This window comes from Plantibacter auratus (assembly GCF_050587365.1).
GTDB lineage: Bacteria > Actinomycetota > Actinomycetes > Actinomycetales > Microbacteriaceae > Plantibacter > Plantibacter auratus.
In genome coordinates, this window is the sequence record NZ_JBOBFV010000005.1 from 1 (window position 1) to 18,938 (window position 18,938).

The following is an 18,938-nucleotide window of genomic DNA, read 5'->3' on the forward strand; positions in this document are numbered from 1 at the left end:
GTAGCGGGATGTGCAACCCGCCAGCCCAGCGGACCGCCAACCCGGGAAACAGAGAAGCCCGGTCAGACGATTTCTCATCTGACCGGGCTCGTACTGTCGGGGTAGCGGGATGTGCAACCCGCCAGCCCAGCGGACCGCCAACCCGGGAAACAGAGAAGCCCGGTCAGACGATTTCTCATCTGACCGGGCTCGTACTGTCGGGGTAGCGGGATTTGAACCCACGACCTCTTCGTCCCGAACGAAGCGCGCTACCAAACTGCGCCACACCCCGATGGCCCGAAGGCCTTGTCTAGGATAGCCGATTTTTCAGCGGCTGTTCGCCACTTCCTGGAATCGGTTGATCCCGGACCGGATCAGCCGGGCGCCGCCATCGCCGCCCGGCCGATCCGTGATCTCACGCCTGCTGGCGGCGACGCACGACCACGGTACCGAGCGCGGCAGCACCGAAGGCGAGGAGCCCTCCGGCCACCCACGGGAGGGCGGTTCCGGCGAACCCGGTGTCGGCGAGGGCGTTGCCCCCGGCAGACGGGTCGGAGGCCGATGCGCCGGCCGCCGCGGCATCCGCGGGGTCCAGGACGGTGAAGTCGGACGAGTCGGTCACGGCACCCTGGGTCGCGGTCAGCGTGTAGGTGCCCGCGGGGTCAGCAGCCGTGTCGATGGAGACCTGGATGTCGCCGGTCTCGCCCGCGACGGTCGACAGCGTGCGAGCGGAGACACCGGCTGCGGAGGACTCGATGGTGATCGAGACCGTCTGGTTCGCCGCCCAGAAGTCCGAGCACGAGTACGAGACCGCCGCGCCGCGCGCGACGCTCGCCGGCGTGATCGAGTTGCAGCTGCCAGGACCGTAGCTGTCGCCCTCGAGCGCGTTGGCTGCGGTGGGCAGCGCGACGACGGCGAGGAGGACGAGTGCGGCGGCGGAGAGAGTTCGTTTCATGTGCGGGCCCCTTGGTGTGCGGATGGCGCATGCGCTGCGTGATGCGACATGCGGACAGGGCCTGGAGCCGAGCGCTGATCACTCGTGGCCTCCATGGCCGTCATCATGCTAGGGCAGCCGCCATCTCGCCAGGGCTGGAAAACCGCGGAATTCCGCGGATGTGACCACCTTTGGGGGTACGACCTGTCCGCCTGACGCCAAGCCGGGCGAGGACCGTGCCACGCCGAAGCCCAGGAGGGTGAGATGCCCTCCGGTCAGGCCGTGGTCCGAGCGGACGACCGCTCGGACCACGTATCCCGGCTGACGGATCAGGCCGTCTTGCGGCGACGGATCGCCATCGCACCGATGACGCCGGCACCCACGACGAGGAGGCCTCCGCCGATCCACGGCAGGGCTCCACCGTCGAAGCCGGTCGAGGCGAACTCGCGCTCCGAGACCTGGAACGAGGCGCTCTCGGTGGTCGCGCCCTGGGTCGCCGTGACCATGCAGGTGCCGGAGGCGGTCTTGCTGGTCTCGATCGTCACCGCGAATGCACGGGCGGCGTCGGTGTTGAACGTGCCGGACGTCGGCACGGCGCTCTGCTCGGCGGCCTGCTCGGTCGCGCCGGCGGTGTTGGGCTTCGCAGCGGGAATGCTGCAGCCGGGCCCGGCGACGGTGACCGTCACCGGAGTGCCGGGATCGAAGGTGCCGTCGCAGCGGAAGACGGTCGACTCCCCCTGGGTCACCGACACCGGTGTGAGGGTCGCACAACCGGCAGGGCCGTAGGTGGACGAGTCGGTCGCTGCACTCGCGGCGGTCGGGGCCGCGAAGACTGCCAGGAGGCAGAGCGATGCTAGGGCAAGGGTGCGCTTCATGTTGATATCCCCAAGGAACGTCGAATACCCCCTGCGTCCGCCGATTTCGGGTGGGCGTCCGCGCGAGGTTCCCCAGGGTCACGAATTCGGGTGCGTGGCTTCCTGCGGTGTTGTCATGCTATGTCAGGAGGCGCACCGAGGGAAGGCTGAAATGGTCGTTTTGCCCGTGATTCCGGGGGTTGTGACCAGGTTTGGGGGTACGTCGGAGGCCTTCGGAGCGAGCACCGTGAAGACGAGTTCCGTTGTCGCCCCCGGAGTGAGGGTCACGTCGGTCTGGGCGTAGAGACGACCGTTCGGGTCGGTCACGGCCTTGACCGGCAGGTCCTCGCCGTCGCTCGCACCGAGCAGGGTTGCGCCCAGCGGACCGTGGATCACGACGCGCGTCGCGATGTCTCCCGCGGGGGTGCCGAAACGCCCGCCCGCGGTCACGTAGTCCGGCAGGGAGGTCGCGGCATCCGCCGGCGCAGTGGACGTCAGGGTGACGGCGACGACGTATTCGGCGCCGTGCTTCGTGCACCGGGCGTCGCGGATGTCGACGTTCGTCTCCAGGTAGTAGTCCATCTTCGCGCGGGTCAGGTCCTCGAGGTAGACCCCGGTGTAGACCGCCGCGTCGTCGGTCGTCGGCGGGATCCCGGCGAGGCTCGTCTGGGCGATCAACGCCTGTTCGGCGGGGACCGCACTCCAGACGTGAAGACGGTTCTCCGCGCCGGACTCGGACAGGGCCTGGACGAGCGCGGCGGGGTCGGGCGAGCGGGAGATCATCCCCTCGAACACCGCACCCGAGACCGCGGCGAAGAACGCGTCCTGCACGAGCCGGTCCGGGAACCGGGCGTAGACGTCGCTCAACAGCGTCTTCGCCGCGTTGTCGGCGGTGAGCTCGGTGCCGTCCGGGAGGGCCACAGGCCCGGTCGCCTCCAGCAGGTGCGCGAGGACGTAGGGATCGACGGCGACCACGGTGTCGATGGGCACGCCGAACACCTGGGTCCCCATGGCTGCGGCGAGCTCCCCGGTGCGACTGAAGTCGACCGTGAGGTTGGTGTCCTGGATGTACCGGCCGAGGTTGTCGGTGTAGACGTTCTGCTCGAACGGGGTGAGCGGCAGCACGGGGGCCGGGAAGCCGGAGAAGTCGTCGCTCCCCCGGGTACCGACGAAGGAGATGACGCCGTTCTCCGCGTGGATGAGGGCCACCGCCCCGGCGATGCCGCCACTCGAGCGCAACTCCGCGTTGTTCTGGATCATCACCATGATGTTCCGAGGCCCGGCCCCGCCCGCCATGTCCGGCAGGAGCGCCGTGGCCCGCGCGGCGGTGTCGAGCATCGTGGACGCACCGGTGATCGTCCGGGTGAGCTTCTCGACGGCGTCGGCGACCACCGGCAGCGCACCGTCCGTGCCGATCGTCTCCACACGCCCGGCGATGGCGTCAGCCGCTACAGCCGCCTCGGCCACGGTCGGCGCGACGGCGCGGAGCGGCTCTGTCGCGATCGAGCCGTCCCCGGGGAGCAGGGACGACAGGTTGACCTGATCGGCGATCTCGACGACCTTCGGCACGACGTCGACCGCGACGTCGTCGGTCGCAGCGGCAGCCTGTCGCACCGCAGAGAAGTTCACGCCGAGGAACGGGACCGCCTCGGCCGCCCGCCAGACGGGATCACTCGTCAGCGACACCGCCTCGCCGGTGTGCTTCGTGAGGGCACGCTGCGTTGCCTCGGTGCCGCTCGCGTCACCCTTGAGTACGGCCGATTGGAGCGACTTCGCCTCCGACTGGGCGGCTTCGAGCGCGTTCTTCGCCAGGGACGCCCGGACGCCGAGCCAGGCTCCGAGCGCGAGGACGACGAGGAGGACGGCGAGTGCGATCCACCACAGACGCGAACGCCGATGGCCGGGCAGGCGAATGCCGGCCGTCGCCGGGCGTGGGTCAGCCAAGAGTGCTCCTTGTTCGGGTAGGCACAGCCTAACCGCCGGATGACGGCCTCCGAGGGTCGGTGCACGCCCCCTTTCAGGGGTGGACGGCGCATGCGGCGACCGGGCTCCCGGCCACTCATGGCCTACGATTGCGGGATGCCGTCAGCACGCTCGTCGACCGATCTGGAGCCGCACCGCAGATGACCCGCACGCCGCGCATCGTGATCGGGATCCTGCTGCTGCTCTGCCTGTGCGTCATGCTCGGCATCGCGTTCTGGCCCACGCCCGTCGACGCCGACGGCCGCACGACACTGCTCGCGATCCTCGACCGATTACAGGCCGCGGGCGCGCCGGACTGGTTCGACTACCGCTTCGTCGAATCGGCCGCGAACGTCGTGCTGTTCATCCCACTCGGCGCCCTGCTCGCCCTGGAGCTGCCGCTGCGGCTCTGGTGGATCGCACCGCTGACGACGACCCTGTTCTCGGTCGTGATCGAACTCGGACAGACCCTGCTCCCCGAGCGCGTCGCGACGATCGCCGACGTCTACGCCAATGCGGCCGGAGGGCTGCTCGGCGCGACGATCGTACTCGTCGTCCGGCTACTCGTCGCCGGTCACGGGCGACCGAGACCGACGTAACGCCACCCGGCGCCCCGCCAGGCGTCCACGTCGAGGCAGTTGCGTCCGTCCACGATCGTCTTGCCCGCGGTCAACTCGGCGACGGCAGAGGGGTCCAGGGTACGGAACGCCTTCCACTCGGTCACGACGACGACGATGTCCGCGTCCGTCACGGCCTGCTCGGCCGAGTCTGCGAACGTCAGCTGCGGGTGGAGTCGACGCGCGTTGGGGACCGCTTCCGGATCGAAGGCGAGCACCTCCGCACCCAGGCCGTTGAGTCCGACGGCGACGTCGAGGGCCGGCGAGTCGCGGACGTCGTCGCTGTCGGGCTTGAAGGCGAGCCCGAGCACCGCGACCCGCTTCCGGTAGGCGCTCCCGCCGAGCTCCTCGACGACGAGGTCGATGACGCGCTGACGGCGACGCAGGTTGATCGCGTCGACCTCCTTGAGGAACGCCACCGACTCGCCACGACCGAGCTCCTCGGCACGAGCGGTGAAGGCCCGGATGTCCTTCGGCAGGCATCCGCCGCCGAACCCGACACCGGCGTTGAGGAAGCGGCGGCCGATCCGGGCGTCGTAGCCGATCGCGTCGGCGAGCTCCGTGACGTCGGCGTCCGTGACCTCGGCGATCTCCGCCATCGCGTTGATGAAGGAGATCTTCGTGGCGAGGAACGCGTTCGCCGCGACCTTCACGAGCTCCGCGGTCGAGTAGCCGGTGGCGACGAGCGGCGTGCCGGTCGAGAGCGCCTGGGCGTAGACCTCGTCGAAGGCGGCTCGCGCGACGGCGGCGTCCTCGGGAGCCGGCGGCAGCCCGTACACGAGTCGGTCGGGCGCGATGGTGTCCTGCACGGCGAAGCCTTCCCGCAGGAACTCCGGGTTCCAGGCGAGCACGGCGCCGGTGGGGGCGACGAGTTCCGCAAGGCGCGCAGCGGTGCCGACGGGGACGGTCGACTTCCCGACGACGACGTCACCAGCCGACAGGTACGGCAGGAGGGCCGTCACCGCAGCGTCCACGTAGCGCAGGTCGGCCGCGTTGGAGCCGGCCTTCTGCGGCGTACCGACTGCGACGAAGTGCATGGTCGCCCCGGCCGCGTCGGCCATGTCCGTGCTGAAGCGCAGGCGGCCCGACTCGACGCCGGCCAGCAGCAGCTCCGGCAGACCGGGCTCGAAGATCGGCGAGCGTCCGGCGGCGAGCGCCTCGATCTTGGCCGGGTCGACGTCGATACCGACGACCTCGTGCCCGATCGACGCCATGGCGGCCGCGTGCACGGCCCCGAGGTAGCCGCAGCCGATGACGGAGAGCTTCATGCGTGTGATCCTTCGCTGATGGGACGAACGGTGGGTGTGCTGGACAGTCGACCGCCGGACTCCTGCAGGTAGCAGACGCCGCAGAGCGATTCGTAGGTGACGGTGGTGCCGTCGATGGCGACCTGGTCGCCGTCGAACACGAAGGTGTCGCCGAACCGGCGGCCGTTGAAGATCGCCTTCCGACCGCACCGGCAGATCGTCTTGAGTTCTTCGAGGCTGTGGGCGACTTCGAGGAGACGCCGGCTCCCGGGGAACGCGACGGTCTGGAAGTCGGTCCGGATGCCGTAGGCGAGCACCGGGATGCCCTCGAGCAAGGCGATGCGCAGGAGGTCGTCGACCTGCTCCCCGTGGAGGAACTGGGCCTCGTCGACGAGCAGACAGCTGACGTCCTCTCCGGTCTCCTGCACGACGCGGCGACGGTGCTCCGCGAACACCCGGACGGCGTCGTCGTCAGGACCGAGCAGGAAGTCGGCGTCGCGGGTCACACCGAGGCGACTGACGATGGCGGCGTCGCCCTTCGTGTCGAGGGACGGCTTGGCGAGGAGGACGCGGTGGCCGCGCTCCTCGTAGTTGAACGCCGCCTGGAGCAAGGCGGTGCTCTTGCCGGAGTTCATCGCCCCGTATCGGAAGTACAGTTTCGCCACCAGGCAAGCTTAGGGTCCCAAGCTTCACCTGTCGCATCCGACGACGGACCGGGCGAGCGCCCTGGGGCGGCTACAGCGAGATGTCGAGGGCCTCGGCGGTGCTCTCGAGGACCTTCGCGGCCGTCGCGGGGACGTCGTTCAGCGTCGAACCGTAGGTCGGGATCATCTCGCGGAGCCTCGGCTCCCACGCGGTCATCCGGTCGGGGAAGCACTTGCGCAGGACGTCGAGCATGATCGGTACGGCCGTCGACGCGCCGGGAGAAGCGCCGAGCAGTCCCGCGATCGTGCCGTCGGCACCCGTGATGACCTCGGTGCCGAACTGCAGGACGCCGCCCTTGGCCTTGTCCTTCTTCATCACCTGGGCGCGCTGCCCGGCCTCGATGAGGTACCAGTCCTCGTCCTTCGCCGTCGGCAGGAACTCGCGGAGGCTGTCCATCTTCTGCTTGCGGGACTGCAGGAGCTGCCCGACGAGGTACGTGATGAGACTCGGGTTGTCTTTCGCGACCGCCAGCATCGGGAGGAGGTTGTGCGGGCGCACCTGGGTGACGAGGTCGAGCATCGATCCGCGCTTGAGGAACTTCGGGCTGAACGTCGCGTACGGGCCGAAGAGGAGACTCGCCTGACCGTCGACGACGCGGGTGTCGAGGTGCGGGACCGACATCGGCGGGGCACCGACCGAGGCCTGGCTGTAGACCTTGGCCTGGTGCTTCGAGACCACCGCGGGGTTGTCGGTGCGGAGGAACTGCCCGCCGATGGGGAAGACGCCGTAGCCCTTGATCTCGGGGATGCCGGACTTCTGCAACAGCTTGAGCGCCCATCCGCCGGCACCGACGAAGACGAAGCGGGCGTTGATCTCCATCGGTGAACGACCGAGAGTCTGGCGGCCACGGATGCGCCACGTGCCGTCCTTCAACCGCTTGAGCGACCGGACCTCGTGGTTGGTACGGACGTGCGTGTTCGGTGCTGCACCGAAGAGCTTGTGCGTGAGCGAACCGAAGTCGACGTCGGTGCCCGCGGTGATCCGGGTGGCCGCGATGCGTTCGCCGACGGCACGACGGTTGATGAGGAGTGGAGCCCACTCGGCGATGACGGCCGGGTCCTCCGAGAACTCGATGCCGGCGAAGAGCGGCTGATCCTTCAGCGCCTCGTAGCGCTTCCGCAGGTATTCGACGTCCTTCTCGCCGCGCACGAAGGTCATGTGCGGGGTCGGGTTGATGAAGGTGTCGGGTGCGCCGAGCAGGCCCTCCTCGACGAGGTGCGACCAGAACTGGCGGCTGAGCTGGAACTGCTCGTTGATGCCGATGGCCTTCGCCGGGTCGACCTGGCCGTGGGCGTCCTGCGGCATGTAGTTGAGCTCGCACAGCGCGGCATGGCCCGTCCCGGCGTTGTTCCACGGGTTGGAACTCTCGAGTGCGACGTCGCTCAGGCGCTCGTACACCTCGACCTTCCAATCAGGCTGCACCTGGTGGATGAGGGCGGCGAGCGTGGCGCTCATGATGCCACCACCAATGAGGGCTACGTCGATGGTTTCGGTCACCAGAGCAGTCTAGTCGCGGCGAGGCCCGAGCTCCCCACCCGCGTGCTGTCGCTGATCGACTGCAGTGAGATCGCTCGATGTCGAGACACTTCGGGTCGCCTGCGGTGACGCGGGGTCAGCGTCCGGGGAGCGCAGGGGTGAGGGCGTCGAGCTCCTCGAGCATGCGCTGGGCGAGGTGCGCATACCCGGCGTCGCTCGGGTGGAGGCCGTCGGCGGAGATCCACGTCGCCGGGTCGTCGTCCAGCCAGTGCGACGCCCCGGAGATGTAGTCGGCCCCGATGGTGTCGGCGGCGTCATGCACCCATCCGATGATCTGTTCGACGGACGCCGGTCGCTCAGCGGTGTACCACCAGGGCTCCACCACGATGATGCGGGTGCCGGGCAGCCCGTCGCGCAGCCGCTGGAACTCCGGCAGGATCGCCTCCTGGATCGCCTGCTCGTTGCCGGTCCACTCGAAGTTGTCGTTGATGCCGAGCGCGACGATGAGGACCTCGGGGTGCTGGGCGATGACGTCGGCCGTGACATCACCGACCTTGTCGCGCTTGCGGACGAAGCCGAGACCCGGGTAGCCGGCGTTGTACTCCGTCCAGCCTTCAGCCTTCGCGACGAGCGAAGACCAGCGCGCGGCGGGCGACGACGCTGCCGAGCCCTTCGTGTACGAGTCGCCGTAGAACGCGACGAGCGGTCCGACGGCGACCTCGGAGCCGGAGGTGTCGGCGCGGGCGACCGTCGTCTGCTGGACGTCGGCACGCAGACCGCTCACGGTGATCACCGCGGTGACGGCGATGGCCGCCGCGATGAACGCGGCCAACCAGCGTCGGCGCAGGCGTGGTCGCTGGCGGGCCATGTCGTCGTCCCCGATCGGGTGGAGGGAGGGCCGGTCAGACCGTCGCGGGCTGTGCGAGCAGCTCGGCGGCGACGATCTCGGCGATCTGCACCGCGTTGAGGGCGGCACCCTTGCGGAGGTTGTCGTTCGAGATGAACAGGGCGAGGCCCTTGCCGGCCGGCGCGCTCTGATCCGGACGGATGCGCCCCACGAACGACGGGTCTGCACCGGCGGCCTCGAGCGGCGTCGGCACGTCCGACAGCTGGACACCCGGGGCGTCGCTGAGCAGCTCGATCGCACGTTCCGGCGACAGGTCGCGCGAGAACTCGGCGTTGATCGACAGCGAGTGGCCCGTGAACACGGGCACGCGCACGCAGGTGCCCGACACGAGCAGCTCGGGGAGCTCGAGGATCTTCCGGCTCTCGTTGCGGAGCTTCTTCTCCTCGTCGGTCTCGCCCAGTCCGTCGTCGACGATCGAACCGGCGAGCGGGATGACGTCGAAGGCGATCGGGGCGACGTACTTCTCGGGGGCCGGGAAGTCGATCGCCGAACCGTCGTGGACGAGTCGGGTGAGGTCGCCCTGGGCGACCGCGGCCTCGATCTGGCCGGCGAGTTCAGCCGCACCGGCGAGCCCGGAACCGGAGACGGCCTGGTAGGTGTTGACGATGAGGCGGGTGAGCCCGGCCTCGGCGTCGAGGACCTTGAGGACCGGCATGGCCGCCATGGTCGTGCAGTTGGGGTTCGCGACGATGCCCTTGACCGCGTCCTTGATGGCGTGCGGGTTCACCTCGCTGACGACGAGCGGGACCTCGGGGTCCATCCGCCACGCGCTCGAGTTGTCGATGACGAGCGCACCGGCAGCCGCGAACCGCGGAGCCTGCGTACGGGAGCCGGTGGCACCGGCCGAGAACAGGGCGATGTCGATGCCGCTCGGGTCGGCCGTCTCGACGTCCTCGACCACGATGTCCTGGCCACGGAACGGGAGCGTCGTGCCCGCCGAACGAGCCGTCGCGAAGAAGCGGATCTCGCTGATCGGGAACTCGCGTTCCTCCAGCAGGCGGCGCATGACCTTGCCGACCTGACCGGTCGCTCCGACGACACCGACACGTACACCGTTGCTCATGGGGATTCCTCTGGTTTCAGGGGGTTGTTGTGAACCATCTTGCATCAGGATCGGCGGGATCCCGCCCGTCGGTCCGTGGTCGGCTTGGTTCCGGAGCCTGTGGACGAGCCTGCTCAGCGGCCGGTGCCGCCGTGGACGACGGCTTCGTCCTCGCCGTCGAGACCGAACGCGGAGTGGACCACGTTGGCGGCCTTGTTGAGGGTGTCGGCACGCGTCACGACCGAGATGCGGATCTCGCTGGTGGAGATCATCTCGATGTTGATGCCCGCTGCGCTCAGCGCCTCGAAGAGTTTCGCCGAGACGCCGGTGTTCGTGCGCATGCCGGCCCCGACGAGGGCGAGCTTGCCGATCTGGTCGTCGTGCTGGATGGCCGAGAAGCCCACCCGCTCCTGCTCGGCCGCGAGCGCGCGGAGGACCTGCTGCGCCTCGGGCTTCGGCAGGGTGAACGAGATGTCGGTGACGCCGGAGACGGCGGTCGACACGTTCTGGACGATCATGTCGACGTTGCCGCCAGACTTCGCGACGATCGTGAAGATCTCCGCCGCCTTACCCGGCAGGTCGGGGACACCGACGACGGTGATCTTGGCTTCGCTGAGGTCGGTCGCGACTCCGGCGACGATGGGCTGCTCCATGGGTGCCTCACCTGCTCCTGGGTTGTTGCGGCTCGCGTCGTTGAGGACGAGCGTGCCTTCGTTGTTGTTGAAGGACGACCGGACGTGGAGCGTCACGCCGTGGCGGCGTGCGTACTCGACGGCGCGGATGTAGAGGACCTTGGCGCCCGAGGCCGCGAGCTCCAGCATCTCCTCGCTGGAGATGCGGTCGATCTTCCGGGCTTTCGGGACGACGCGGGGGTCGGAGGTGAAGATGCCGTCGACGTCGGTGTAGATCTCGCAGACGTCGGCGTCGAGGGCTGCGGCGAGCGCGACGGCCGTGGTGTCGGAGCCGCCGCGACCGAGCGTGGTGATGTCGCGGGTGTCGCGGTTGAAACCCTGGAAGCCGGCGACGATGACGATGGCGCCGTCGTCGAGGGCCTCGCGCAGACGCACGGGGGTGACGTCGACGATGCGCGCGGCGCCGTGCTGGGCGTCGGTGATCATGCCGGCCTGGCTGCCGGTGAAGGAGCGTGCGACGTAACCCATGCTGCTGATCGCCATCGCGAGGAGCGCCATCGAGATGCGCTCTCCGCTGGACAGCAGCATGTCGAGTTCGCGGGGCGCCGGGATGGGCGTCACCTCGTGGGCGAGGTCGAGCAGTTCGTCGGTCGTGTCGCCCATCGCCGAGACGGCAACGACGACCTCGTTGCCCGCCTTGCGGGTCTCCACGATGCGCTTCGCCACGCGCTTGATGCTCTCGGCGTCCGCGACGGAGGACCCGCCGAACTTCTGCACGATCAATGCCATCGGATCTCCTGGGGAAGTCGGTGCGGGCACGAGCGGCCCAGCGATCATCCTACCCATCCGGGCATTCCGCGCCGTTCATGTGACGAAGGGCACCCTCACCCGCTCCGGGGCAGGAGATCCGCCCCGCAGCAGGACGCATCGGCCCGTCCGGTCCTGCTGTCGGGCCGATCTCCTGCGGCGGGGAGACGGGTGGGCCTCGGTAGGGTTGGCCTATGCAGCAGGAAGACGCGCGGGTGCTCGCGACGGTGCGACGCCTCTGGCAGGGGCTCGCATCGCCGACCGCGCGGTTCTCCGCCGGCCGGGTCGCCGTCGTCGTGAACGCCGGCTCGATGGCGTGCCCGCCCGGATGGATCGGCGTCGTCGAGATCGACGGCAGCGCCCTGGCGATCGTGCCCGACGAGGACACCGCCAGGCGGCTCGCCATCGAGGACGAGTCACCGAGGAGCGTCGGAACGGTCGAGTTCCTCCGCTCGCGGGTGCAGGTCGCCGAGGTGCTCGGGCCGGCGACCCTCGACTACCTGCTGCCCGGGCGGTTCCGACCGGCCGAGGAGATCGACGTCGTGGCGAGCAAGGCGAGTGACCCCGCCATCGAGTCGCTGCTGTCGAAGGTGGGCGACGACGAAGCCTCGGAGAGCGGGATCTTCGGCATCACCTCGCCGCTGTTCTCGGTGCGCGAGCACGGACGGGTCCTCGCCGTCGCCGGCTACCGGTCGTGGCCGTTGGGCGTCGCGCATGTGACCGCGTTGACCGCCCCGGAGGCTCGCGGGACCGGTCTCGCGACCCGTCTGGCCTCGACCGCGGTCGAGCACGCCCTCGCGGCCGGACTCCTCCCCCAGTGGCGGGCCGCCGACACGAACCCCGGCTCACGCGCCGTCGCCCGCAAGCTCGGCTTCTCCGCGATCGGCCGACAGCTGTCGGCTCGACCGGTGGTCGCCGAGTGGCCGGCGCCCTCCGCCGACGCCTGAGGCGCGCCCGGCTGCCCTCACTCAGGAGTCCCTCGGCACGGCGCAACCCACCAGCCCCGACACACCGGCCGACTCCTGAGAAAGGACCGATGGCAACAAGGGGGCGGAGGGGCGGACGACGGGGCGGGGTGTCAGCCGCTGACGACGGTGCGACCCTCGAAGGCACGACCGAGGGTGACCTCGTCGGCGTACTCGAGGTCGCCGCCGACGGGGAGGCCGGAGGCGAGGCGCGTGATGCGGATCCCCATCGGGAGGAGCAGCCGACTGAGGTAGGTGGCGGTCGCCTCCCCCTCGAGGTTCGGGTCGGTCGCGATGATGACCTCGGTGACGGTGCCGTCGGCGAGGCGCTGCATGAGACGACGGATGTTCAGGTCGTCGGGACCGACACCGTCGATCGGGCTGATGGCGCCACCGAGCACGTGGTAGAAGCCGCGGAACTCACGCGTGCGCTCGATGGCGACGACGTCCTTCGGTTCTTCGACGACGCAGATCAGGGCCGCGTTGCGACGCGGGTCGCGGCACACGCTGCAGAGGTTCTGCTCGGAGATGTTGCCGCAGATCTCACAGAACTTGACCTTCTCGCGGACGACGGTGAGCAGCTCGGCGAGCTTCGACACGTCGAACGACTCCGTCTGGAGGATGTGGAACGCGATGCGCTGCGCCGACTTCGGACCGATACCGGGCAGCCGCCCGAACTCGTCGATCAGATCTTGGACGATTCCCTCGTACATGGCCTACCGCCCTCCGGAGCGCGGCTCGTGCGGCTGCTCCTCGATGAATGTGGCGCCGAGAAGCTCGCGGACGACGCTCTCGCCGTACCGGTTGTCGCCCGCGGGGTGGGACGTCGGCACCGGGGGCGCCTGGCGCATCCGGACCGGGGGCTGCGGGCGCTGCTCGGCGACCGGGGCCGCAGGCGGTGCGGCCTGCTGGGAGCCTGCAGGAGCTGCGGATGGCGCGACGGCCGCTGGGGATGGAGTAGGTGCCGACGACTCGAACGGGTCGGGGTAGGGCGGCTCGTCGTCCGGCGGCGGTGCGTCGTCGTCGGACGGGATCGAGACGACGTCCCACGTGACGGTGCGCGAGCCGAGCGCGTCGCCGTTGGACGGGCCTCGGGCGGGTGCCTGCTGGCGCGGCGGGGTGGACGGCCGCCGCTGCGCGGGTGAGCTGGCCGGCGTCTCAGGTGCTCCGGATCCGGCGGGTCGCGCGGGCTGCCCTTCGACAGGCTCAGGGACCGAAGACGGCTGCGTGGACGAGGCAGGCGCGGGCGACGAGGTGGGCCCTTCGACAGACTCAGGGACCGGAGACGGCTGCGTGGACGAGGCAGGCGCGGGCGACGAGGTGGGCCCTTCGACCGGCTCAGGGACCGAGGATGGTGGCGTGGACGAGGCAGGCGCGGGCGACGACGTGGGCCCTTCGACAGGCTCAGGGACCGAGGATGGTGGCGTCGCCGAGGCGGCACCAGGTGACGACGTGGGCCCTTCGACAGGCTCAGGGGCCGGGGTCGGCTCGGGCTCGTCGGCCGGCGGCGCGACCGTCGCCCACGAGGAGGCGGAGACGGAGGTCTGCTCCTCGACGGGCTCGGGGGCCGCGGGCGCAGGAGCCGCCGGGGCAGCGGGCGAGGACGCAGCGGGCGACGACTCGGCGTCGGCCGGCGCAGCGGAGGCGGGCTCGCCGCCGGCGGGAGCGACGGTGGGCCACGAGGATCGGGATGCCGACCCGCCACTGCTGTCTGACGACGACGGGGCTGCAGGGGCGGGGACGGTCTGCGGCAGGCTCGGGGTCGACCAGGCGGACGAGTCCGACGACGGAGCGCGGGTGGCGGGCGCAGTTGCCCGCGGTGCCGGCGGCTCGTCGGCACCGGCAACCTTGGCGAGGTACTTCACCCGCACGCCGAGGACGTCGAGGACCGCCGTGCGCAGGACCTCAGCGACACCGGTGCCGGGGGCGTGACGTGCCTTGAAGTCGTTGAGGTCGCTGTTGTTCGCGAAGACGAGCGTGAGGACGTCGTCGTCCGAGTACCCGCCGACCTGGGTGTTGACGACGATCATCCAGGCCTTGCGATCGGCCTTCTCGACCCGCGCCACGATCTCGGGCCAGGCGTCGCGGATGTGCTGCAGGGTGACCGGGCCGACCCGCGGGGCGGCGGGGGTCGGTGCCGCGGTCTGCGCGTGGTCAGGTTCCTGCGCCGGTCGACGGTCGGGGGCCGCGGATGCTGTCGAGGCAGCGGCCGGGGCGGGAGCCGGGGTGGAGCTCGCCGCCGTGCTCGCGGGGACCGCGCCGGCAGGGGCCGGAGCGCGGTCGGCGACCACGGGCTGCGTCGAGACCGCGGGCTGCGCCGAGACCGCGGCCTGGCCGCTCTCGACGGCAGCACCCTCGACGCCGATGCGACGCTCGAGCCGCTCCACCCGGGCCAATGCACCACGAGCGGAGTCGTCGGCTGCGGGCACGAGGATGCGCGCCATCATGAGCTCGAGGTGGAGCCGGGGCGACGTCGCGCCCGTCATCTGGGTGAGCGCCTCGTTCACGACGTCGGCCGTGCGCGACAGCTCGGCGATGCCGAACGCCCGCGCCTGGGCGAGCATCTTGTCGAGTTCGTCCTGCGGGAGCCCGCGGAGGACCGCCGCCGCGTTCTCGCCCGTGGCGGCCACGACGATGAGGTCGCGGAGTCGCTCGAGCAGGTCGTCGACGAAGCGGCGTGGGTCTTGGCCGGTCTGGATGACGCGGTCGACGGTGCTGAAGGCTGCACCCGAGTCGCGGGCGGCCAGGGCGTCGACGACTTCGTCGAGCAGGGCCGTGTGGGTGTAGCCGAGCAGGGCGACCGCGCGCTCGTAGTCGACGGAGTCGCCCTCGGAGCCGGCCATCAGCTGGTCGAGCAGGGACAGCGTGTCGCGGGCGGAGCCGCCTCCGGCCCGGACGACGAGCGGCAGCACGCCGGCCTCGACACCCACGTGCTCGCTCTCGCACAGCTGCTGGACGTAGTCGAGCATCTGCGCCGGCGGGATGAGCCGGAAGGGGTAGTGGTGGGTGCGGGAGCGGATCGTGCCGATCACCTTGTCGGGCTCGGTCGTCGCGAAGATGAACTTCACGTGCTCCGGCGGCTCCTCGACGATCTTCAGCAGGGCGTTGAACCCCTGCGGGGTGACCATGTGCGCCTCGTCGAGGATGAAGATCTTGTAGCGGTCGCGCGCGGGCGCGAAGATCGCGCGCTCGCGGAGGTCGCGGGCGTCGTCGACACCGTTGTGGCTGGCCGCGTCGATCTCGACGACGTCGAGCGAGCCGGAGCCGTCGCGGGAGAGGTCGACGCAGCTCGCGCAGACACCGCACGGGGTGTCGGTCGGGCCCTCGGCGCAGTTGAGGCAGCGCGCGAGGATGCGGGCGGACGTCGTCTTGCCGCAACCACGCGGACCACTGAACAGGTACGCGTGGTTGACGCGGTTGGTGCGGAGGGCCGTCATGAGGGGATCGGTCACCTGCGCCTGACCGATCAAGTCGGCGAACGTCTCGGGCCGATACCGGCGATACAGAGCTGTGACCACCCACCAATGGTAGCCGTCGCCCCCGACATCGGAGCCGGCTTCCCGGCAGCACCGGTCGGCCCGCACGGTGGGGAGTTCTCCCCATCGAGGCCGTCCCCGTCGCTTCCTAGAATGGTCAGCGCCACCAGAGAGGACCAGATGGAACAGTTCACGGTCGACACGGCCCTCATCAGGGACACGACAGCCAACCTCACCGTCATCCAGAGCGAGTTCGACGCCGCGGAGAAGCACACCGCGTCGGCCGCCGACGTGATCCCCCACGAGCTCCTCGCCCGGACCCTCCAGGAGTTCTCGAGCGGCTGGGACACCAGGCGCTCGGAGTTCTCGGAGGCCATCACCACCTTGAACGGGATGGGCACGGCGATCGCCGACCACTTCGAAGGCTGGGAATCCGACCAGGCCGCGGCAGCCGGCGGAGACGGAGACGAAGGATGAGCCCGATAGCCGGCGACCCCGGTTCCATCCGCACCTGGGCGACCACCTACGGCGGCATCGCCGACACCATCGTCGAGGCCTCCTCGCAGCTGCAGTCGCTGGAACTGGGCGAGCAGACGAGCATCGCGGTCATCGAATACCACGACAACGCGCAGTACCTCGGGGAGAACATCGCGCTCACCGAGCCCCGGTACCGCGCGGTCCACGAGGCGCTCACGTTCTACGCCGACGAGCTCGAGGCAGCCCAGCAGACCGAGCGCGACGCGATCGCCGCAGCGGAGGCTGCGGAGACCGAGCACGCGAGCGCGAACAGCGACTACCTGACGAAGTGGGAGGCCGCGGACACGGCGGCCCACGATCCGGCTGCCACCGACGCCGCGGAGACGAGGACCGCCTCCGACGCCGCGTGGTACCGATTGGAAGAGGCCCGCATCGCGCAGGGGCAGGCCCAGGTGGACCTCGAGAACGCGCAGATCCGCGCCGAGAACGCCGGACGCACCGCCGCCTCGATGATCACCACGGCCGTCGACGGCGACGGCATGAACGACACCTGGTGGGACGACTGGGGGAAGGGCCTCTACGACGTCCTCTCGGAGGTGGGCAAGTGGATCGTCGGGATCGTCGCCGTCGTCGCGATCGTCGGCCTCGTCCTCGCGACGATCGGGACCGCGGGTATCGGGCTCCCCGCCTTCGTCGTCGCGGGAGTCGCCGTGATCGGTGCAGCGGGTGTCGGCATCGCCGGACTCATGGGCCTGATGACCGGCGGCGCCATGCTGTCGGGCGAGAAGGGCCTCGAGAACCAGTTGATGTGGGACGCGATCGGACTCCTCCCCTTCTCGAAGTTCCTCAAGGGCCCGATCGCGAAGGCCCTCCGCAACATGGACGTGCCGACGACCGGGCCCGGTTCCCTCGCCGGAGTGCCCCGTGTCTCCGGCACGACGCCGACCACCAACCGCTTCGTCGATGCCGCAGGGCGCGGTGGAGAGACGCAGAAGGCCGCCGTCGAGTTCTACCTCGACAATCAGGTCGACATCTTCGCCTCCATCGGGCTGGAGGCAGGCAAGAACATCACCGCGGGGACGCCGTCCCTGCTGCCCGACCTCACGCCGAACGACCAGGCGCCGAACGCGCACCAGGAGGGATGGCACCCCGGCGACTCGCAGTACGTGCCGCCGGACGAGTACCGCCTCGACCCGTTGGTGCCCGACTTCGGCACGCCGTCGACCGTGTTCGGTGGTGGCGGCAACGGGACCGGTGTACAGCCACCGCCGACGGTCAGCCCATACCCGCTCACCCTGCCGGGCTCCTCGCCGGTCGTCCCCGGCGGTCAGACCTACGGCCCGGCGAACCCGACCGTGCCGGACACCGGCACCGGCACGGGCACGGACGGTCAGGGATGACCGCGCCGACCCCGTCCGTGATCACCGTCCGCCTCGACGGCGTCGACCTCGACCGCTGGATCTGGGTTCCGCACGCCTGGCCCTACGAGGGGTTCGCCGACCCGCGGGGCTGGGCGGACGCCGCGGCGAAGGGTGTCGCACGCCGGTCAGGGTTCGCCTTCGTGAAACGAGCCGCGCTCCGCGACGACCTCATCGAGATGTCGAGGAGCCGGGACAGCGTCGGCGCTCATTGGACGGTCGCCTACGCCCCGGACCTCAGCCGCCCGGCGCGCATCGCCCGCATCGAGGTGCACGACAGCCGCGTGGGGACGTACCGGAGTCTCGAGCAGTTCATGCAGCTCGACACCCCGGGTCTCGAGGGCCCACCGGTCGTCGAACCGTTCGTGTCGCCCCACCTCGGCGAGGGCATCACGGCGATCATGCACCAGCGGAACGCCGACCGGACGCTGTCCGCAGTGCGCTCGTACGGCTGGACCCTCCCCACCTGCTGGGTGTCGATGTACTACGCCGACTTCGACCTCGGGCTGATGGAGCGACTGCGACCCGAGTTCGATGCGTTGGCACGGGCCTTGCAGGTCGACGAGCAGGTCGTCGACTCGTGAGTTCGACGCGACCCTCCCATCCGAGCGGCGCGGGCGTCCGATCGGTTCCGCGGCGGACACAGTTCGCGTGGCCGCACGACCTCGGAACGGCGGTCTGGATCGGCATCGGGTGCATGATCGTCGGCCAGGGGTTCGCGTACCTCGCCGAGCGCTCGGCCGCTCGTCACCGCGGGGTGGTCTCGTGAGCGTTGCTCGTCGCTACCGGTTCGTCCTCCCGGCCGGTTGGGGGTATCTGGCTGCTTCGGAGAGCGTGGAGGCCGCCGTCACCAGACTGGTTCCGGACGACGGACCCACCGCCGGACGGGCCGCCCTCGCCAAGCTCCGCCCCGTCCTCCGCCAACAGTTGCGTTCGCTCCGCGGTCGAACCGTCGCGAGCGGCGGCGTCGACATCCTGCTGCCGGTCGCCCCTCGTGCCGGCGCCATCATCCCGGCGAACATCGTGATCGCACGGCCCGGTGCCGAGGAACGGTCGGAGTACGCATCCGGCGGGCTCCCCACCGGATGGGCGTCGGCGGAGGGAGGCGCTGATCGCTCCGAACGCCGCGCCGACCTCATCGGCGAGCTGCCCGTGACCCGCCACCTCCGGGTGCGCCGGGAACAGACCGACGAAGCCGGCACGACCGCCGACCTCATCCGAGTCGACTACTTCATCCCGGTCTCGCCGGAACGCGAACGCGAGCTCGCGCTCATCGTCAGCGCGACGGTGCTCGGCCGGGTCGGCGACGAACGCCTCCCGCCGTCGACGGTCGAGGTGCTCGTGACGCTCGTCGACGCGATCATCCACACCTTCCAGTGGGAGGAACCGCCCCGCTGAACCGCCCCGTGGCCGGATGGCGGACGTTCGTCCCCTCGCCCG

18 protein-coding genes and 1 tRNA gene are annotated in these 18,938 nt (G+C 70.2%); 7 read left to right on the forward strand and 12 right to left on the reverse strand.

Annotation, left to right across the window (positions count from 1 at the left end; translation table 11 throughout):
• Positions 1-197: 197 nt before the first annotated feature.
• The 4 genes from ACQ3HE_RS17080 to ACQ3HE_RS17095 form a co-directional block, all read right to left on the reverse strand.
• A tRNA-Pro gene (locus ACQ3HE_RS17080) sits at positions 198-271 on the reverse strand.
• 123 nt (positions 272-394) lie between these two features.
• Complete coding sequence (locus ACQ3HE_RS17085; RefSeq protein WP_430893575.1) at positions 395-934, reverse strand: hypothetical protein; 540 nt, start codon at positions 932-934, stop codon at positions 395-397.
• Between the two features lie 308 nt (positions 935-1,242).
• The gene (locus ACQ3HE_RS17090; protein WP_159879670.1) at positions 1,243-1,788 is read right to left on the reverse strand and encodes a hypothetical protein; all 546 of its coding nucleotides are present in this window, start codon (positions 1,786-1,788) and stop codon (positions 1,243-1,245) included.
• A 123-nt stretch (positions 1,789-1,911) separates the two neighbouring features.
• Positions 1,912-3,711, reverse strand: a complete 1,800-nt coding sequence (locus tag ACQ3HE_RS17095; RefSeq protein WP_430893576.1) for a DUF4012 domain-containing protein — start codon at positions 3,709-3,711, stop codon at positions 1,912-1,914.
• A gap of 179 nt (positions 3,712-3,890) precedes the next feature.
• On the opposite strand from ACQ3HE_RS17095, the gene ACQ3HE_RS17100 reads away from it, so the two are divergent.
• Positions 3,891-4,328, forward strand: coding sequence for a VanZ family protein (locus ACQ3HE_RS17100; RefSeq protein ID WP_167374571.1), 438 nt, complete (start codon positions 3,891-3,893; stop codon positions 4,326-4,328).
• Here the strand turns inward: ACQ3HE_RS17100 and ACQ3HE_RS17105 are convergent.
• The 6 genes from ACQ3HE_RS17105 to ACQ3HE_RS17130 form a co-directional block, all read right to left on the reverse strand.
• Positions 4,304-5,614 (reverse strand): UDP-glucose dehydrogenase family protein, encoded by a 1,311-nt coding sequence (locus tag ACQ3HE_RS17105; RefSeq protein ID WP_430893577.1) that lies wholly within the window; start codon positions 5,612-5,614, stop codon positions 4,304-4,306. The two genes, ACQ3HE_RS17100 and ACQ3HE_RS17105, sit on opposite strands and share 25 nt — an antisense overlap.
• A complete protein-coding gene (locus ACQ3HE_RS17110; RefSeq protein WP_192005612.1) occupies positions 5,611-6,258 on the reverse strand; it encodes a thymidine kinase in 648 nt (215 codons plus the stop codon). Before ACQ3HE_RS17110 ends, ACQ3HE_RS17105 begins: the two co-directional genes overlap by 4 nt.
• Positions 6,259-6,328: 70 nt before the next feature.
• Positions 6,329-7,795 carry a malate:quinone oxidoreductase gene (locus ACQ3HE_RS17115; RefSeq protein WP_159879674.1) on the reverse strand — a complete coding sequence of 489 codons (1,467 nt, stop codon included), beginning with the start codon at positions 7,793-7,795 and terminating at the stop codon, positions 6,329-6,331.
• Between the two features lie 115 nt (positions 7,796-7,910).
• On the reverse strand, positions 7,911-8,642 hold the full coding sequence (locus ACQ3HE_RS17120) for an SGNH/GDSL hydrolase family protein (RefSeq protein WP_079706867.1): 732 nt from the start codon (positions 8,640-8,642) through the stop codon (positions 7,911-7,913).
• 34 nt (positions 8,643-8,676) lie between these two features.
• On the reverse strand, positions 8,677-9,744 hold the full coding sequence (locus tag ACQ3HE_RS17125; protein ID WP_079706866.1) for an aspartate-semialdehyde dehydrogenase: 1,068 nt from the start codon (positions 9,742-9,744) through the stop codon (positions 8,677-8,679).
• A gap of 113 nt (positions 9,745-9,857) precedes the next feature.
• Complete coding sequence (locus ACQ3HE_RS17130) at positions 9,858-11,144, reverse strand: aspartate kinase (RefSeq protein WP_079706865.1); 1,287 nt, start codon at positions 11,142-11,144, stop codon at positions 9,858-9,860.
• 212 nt (positions 11,145-11,356) lie between these two features.
• On the opposite strand from ACQ3HE_RS17130, the gene ACQ3HE_RS17135 reads away from it, so the two are divergent.
• Positions 11,357-12,109: a GNAT family N-acetyltransferase gene (locus ACQ3HE_RS17135; RefSeq protein ID WP_064296091.1), complete on the forward strand. Its 753-nt coding sequence runs from the start codon at positions 11,357-11,359 to the stop codon at positions 12,107-12,109.
• Positions 12,110-12,240: 131 nt separating this feature from the next.
• Here the strand turns inward: ACQ3HE_RS17135 and recR are convergent, their stop codons facing one another.
• Together recR and ACQ3HE_RS17145 are read right to left on the reverse strand one after the other, a co-directional pair.
• The gene (recR, locus tag ACQ3HE_RS17140; RefSeq protein ID WP_430893578.1) at positions 12,241-12,840 is read right to left on the reverse strand and encodes a recombination mediator RecR; all 600 of its coding nucleotides are present in this window, start codon (positions 12,838-12,840) and stop codon (positions 12,241-12,243) included.
• A gap of 3 nt (positions 12,841-12,843) precedes the next feature.
• Positions 12,844-15,645, reverse strand: a complete 2,802-nt coding sequence (locus ACQ3HE_RS17145) for a DNA polymerase III subunit gamma and tau (protein ID WP_430893579.1) — start codon at positions 15,643-15,645, stop codon at positions 12,844-12,846.
• 138 nt (positions 15,646-15,783) lie between these two features.
• Between ACQ3HE_RS17145 and ACQ3HE_RS17150 the strand changes: the two genes are divergently transcribed.
• From ACQ3HE_RS17150 to ACQ3HE_RS17170, 5 genes are read left to right on the forward strand one after another with little or no spacing between them, the layout of a single operon-like run.
• Positions 15,784-16,080: a hypothetical protein gene (locus ACQ3HE_RS17150; RefSeq protein ID WP_139382533.1), complete on the forward strand. Its 297-nt coding sequence runs from the start codon at positions 15,784-15,786 to the stop codon at positions 16,078-16,080.
• The gene (locus tag ACQ3HE_RS17155) at positions 16,077-17,480 is read left to right on the forward strand and encodes a hypothetical protein (protein WP_430893580.1); all 1,404 of its coding nucleotides are present in this window, start codon (positions 16,077-16,079) and stop codon (positions 17,478-17,480) included. Before ACQ3HE_RS17150 ends, ACQ3HE_RS17155 begins: the two co-directional genes overlap by 4 nt.
• The gene (locus ACQ3HE_RS17160) at positions 17,477-18,082 is read left to right on the forward strand and encodes a hypothetical protein (RefSeq protein ID WP_159879682.1); all 606 of its coding nucleotides are present in this window, start codon (positions 17,477-17,479) and stop codon (positions 18,080-18,082) included. The genes ACQ3HE_RS17155 and ACQ3HE_RS17160 overlap by 4 nt, the downstream gene beginning before the upstream one ends.
• Positions 18,079-18,267 (forward strand): hypothetical protein, encoded by a 189-nt coding sequence (locus ACQ3HE_RS17165; protein ID WP_430893581.1) that lies wholly within the window; start codon positions 18,079-18,081, stop codon positions 18,265-18,267. The genes ACQ3HE_RS17160 and ACQ3HE_RS17165 overlap by 4 nt, the downstream gene beginning before the upstream one ends.
• Positions 18,264-18,896, forward strand: coding sequence for a hypothetical protein (locus ACQ3HE_RS17170; RefSeq protein ID WP_430893582.1), 633 nt, complete (start codon positions 18,264-18,266; stop codon positions 18,894-18,896). The genes ACQ3HE_RS17165 and ACQ3HE_RS17170 overlap by 4 nt, the downstream gene beginning before the upstream one ends.
• The last annotated feature ends 42 nt before the right edge of the window (positions 18,897-18,938 follow it).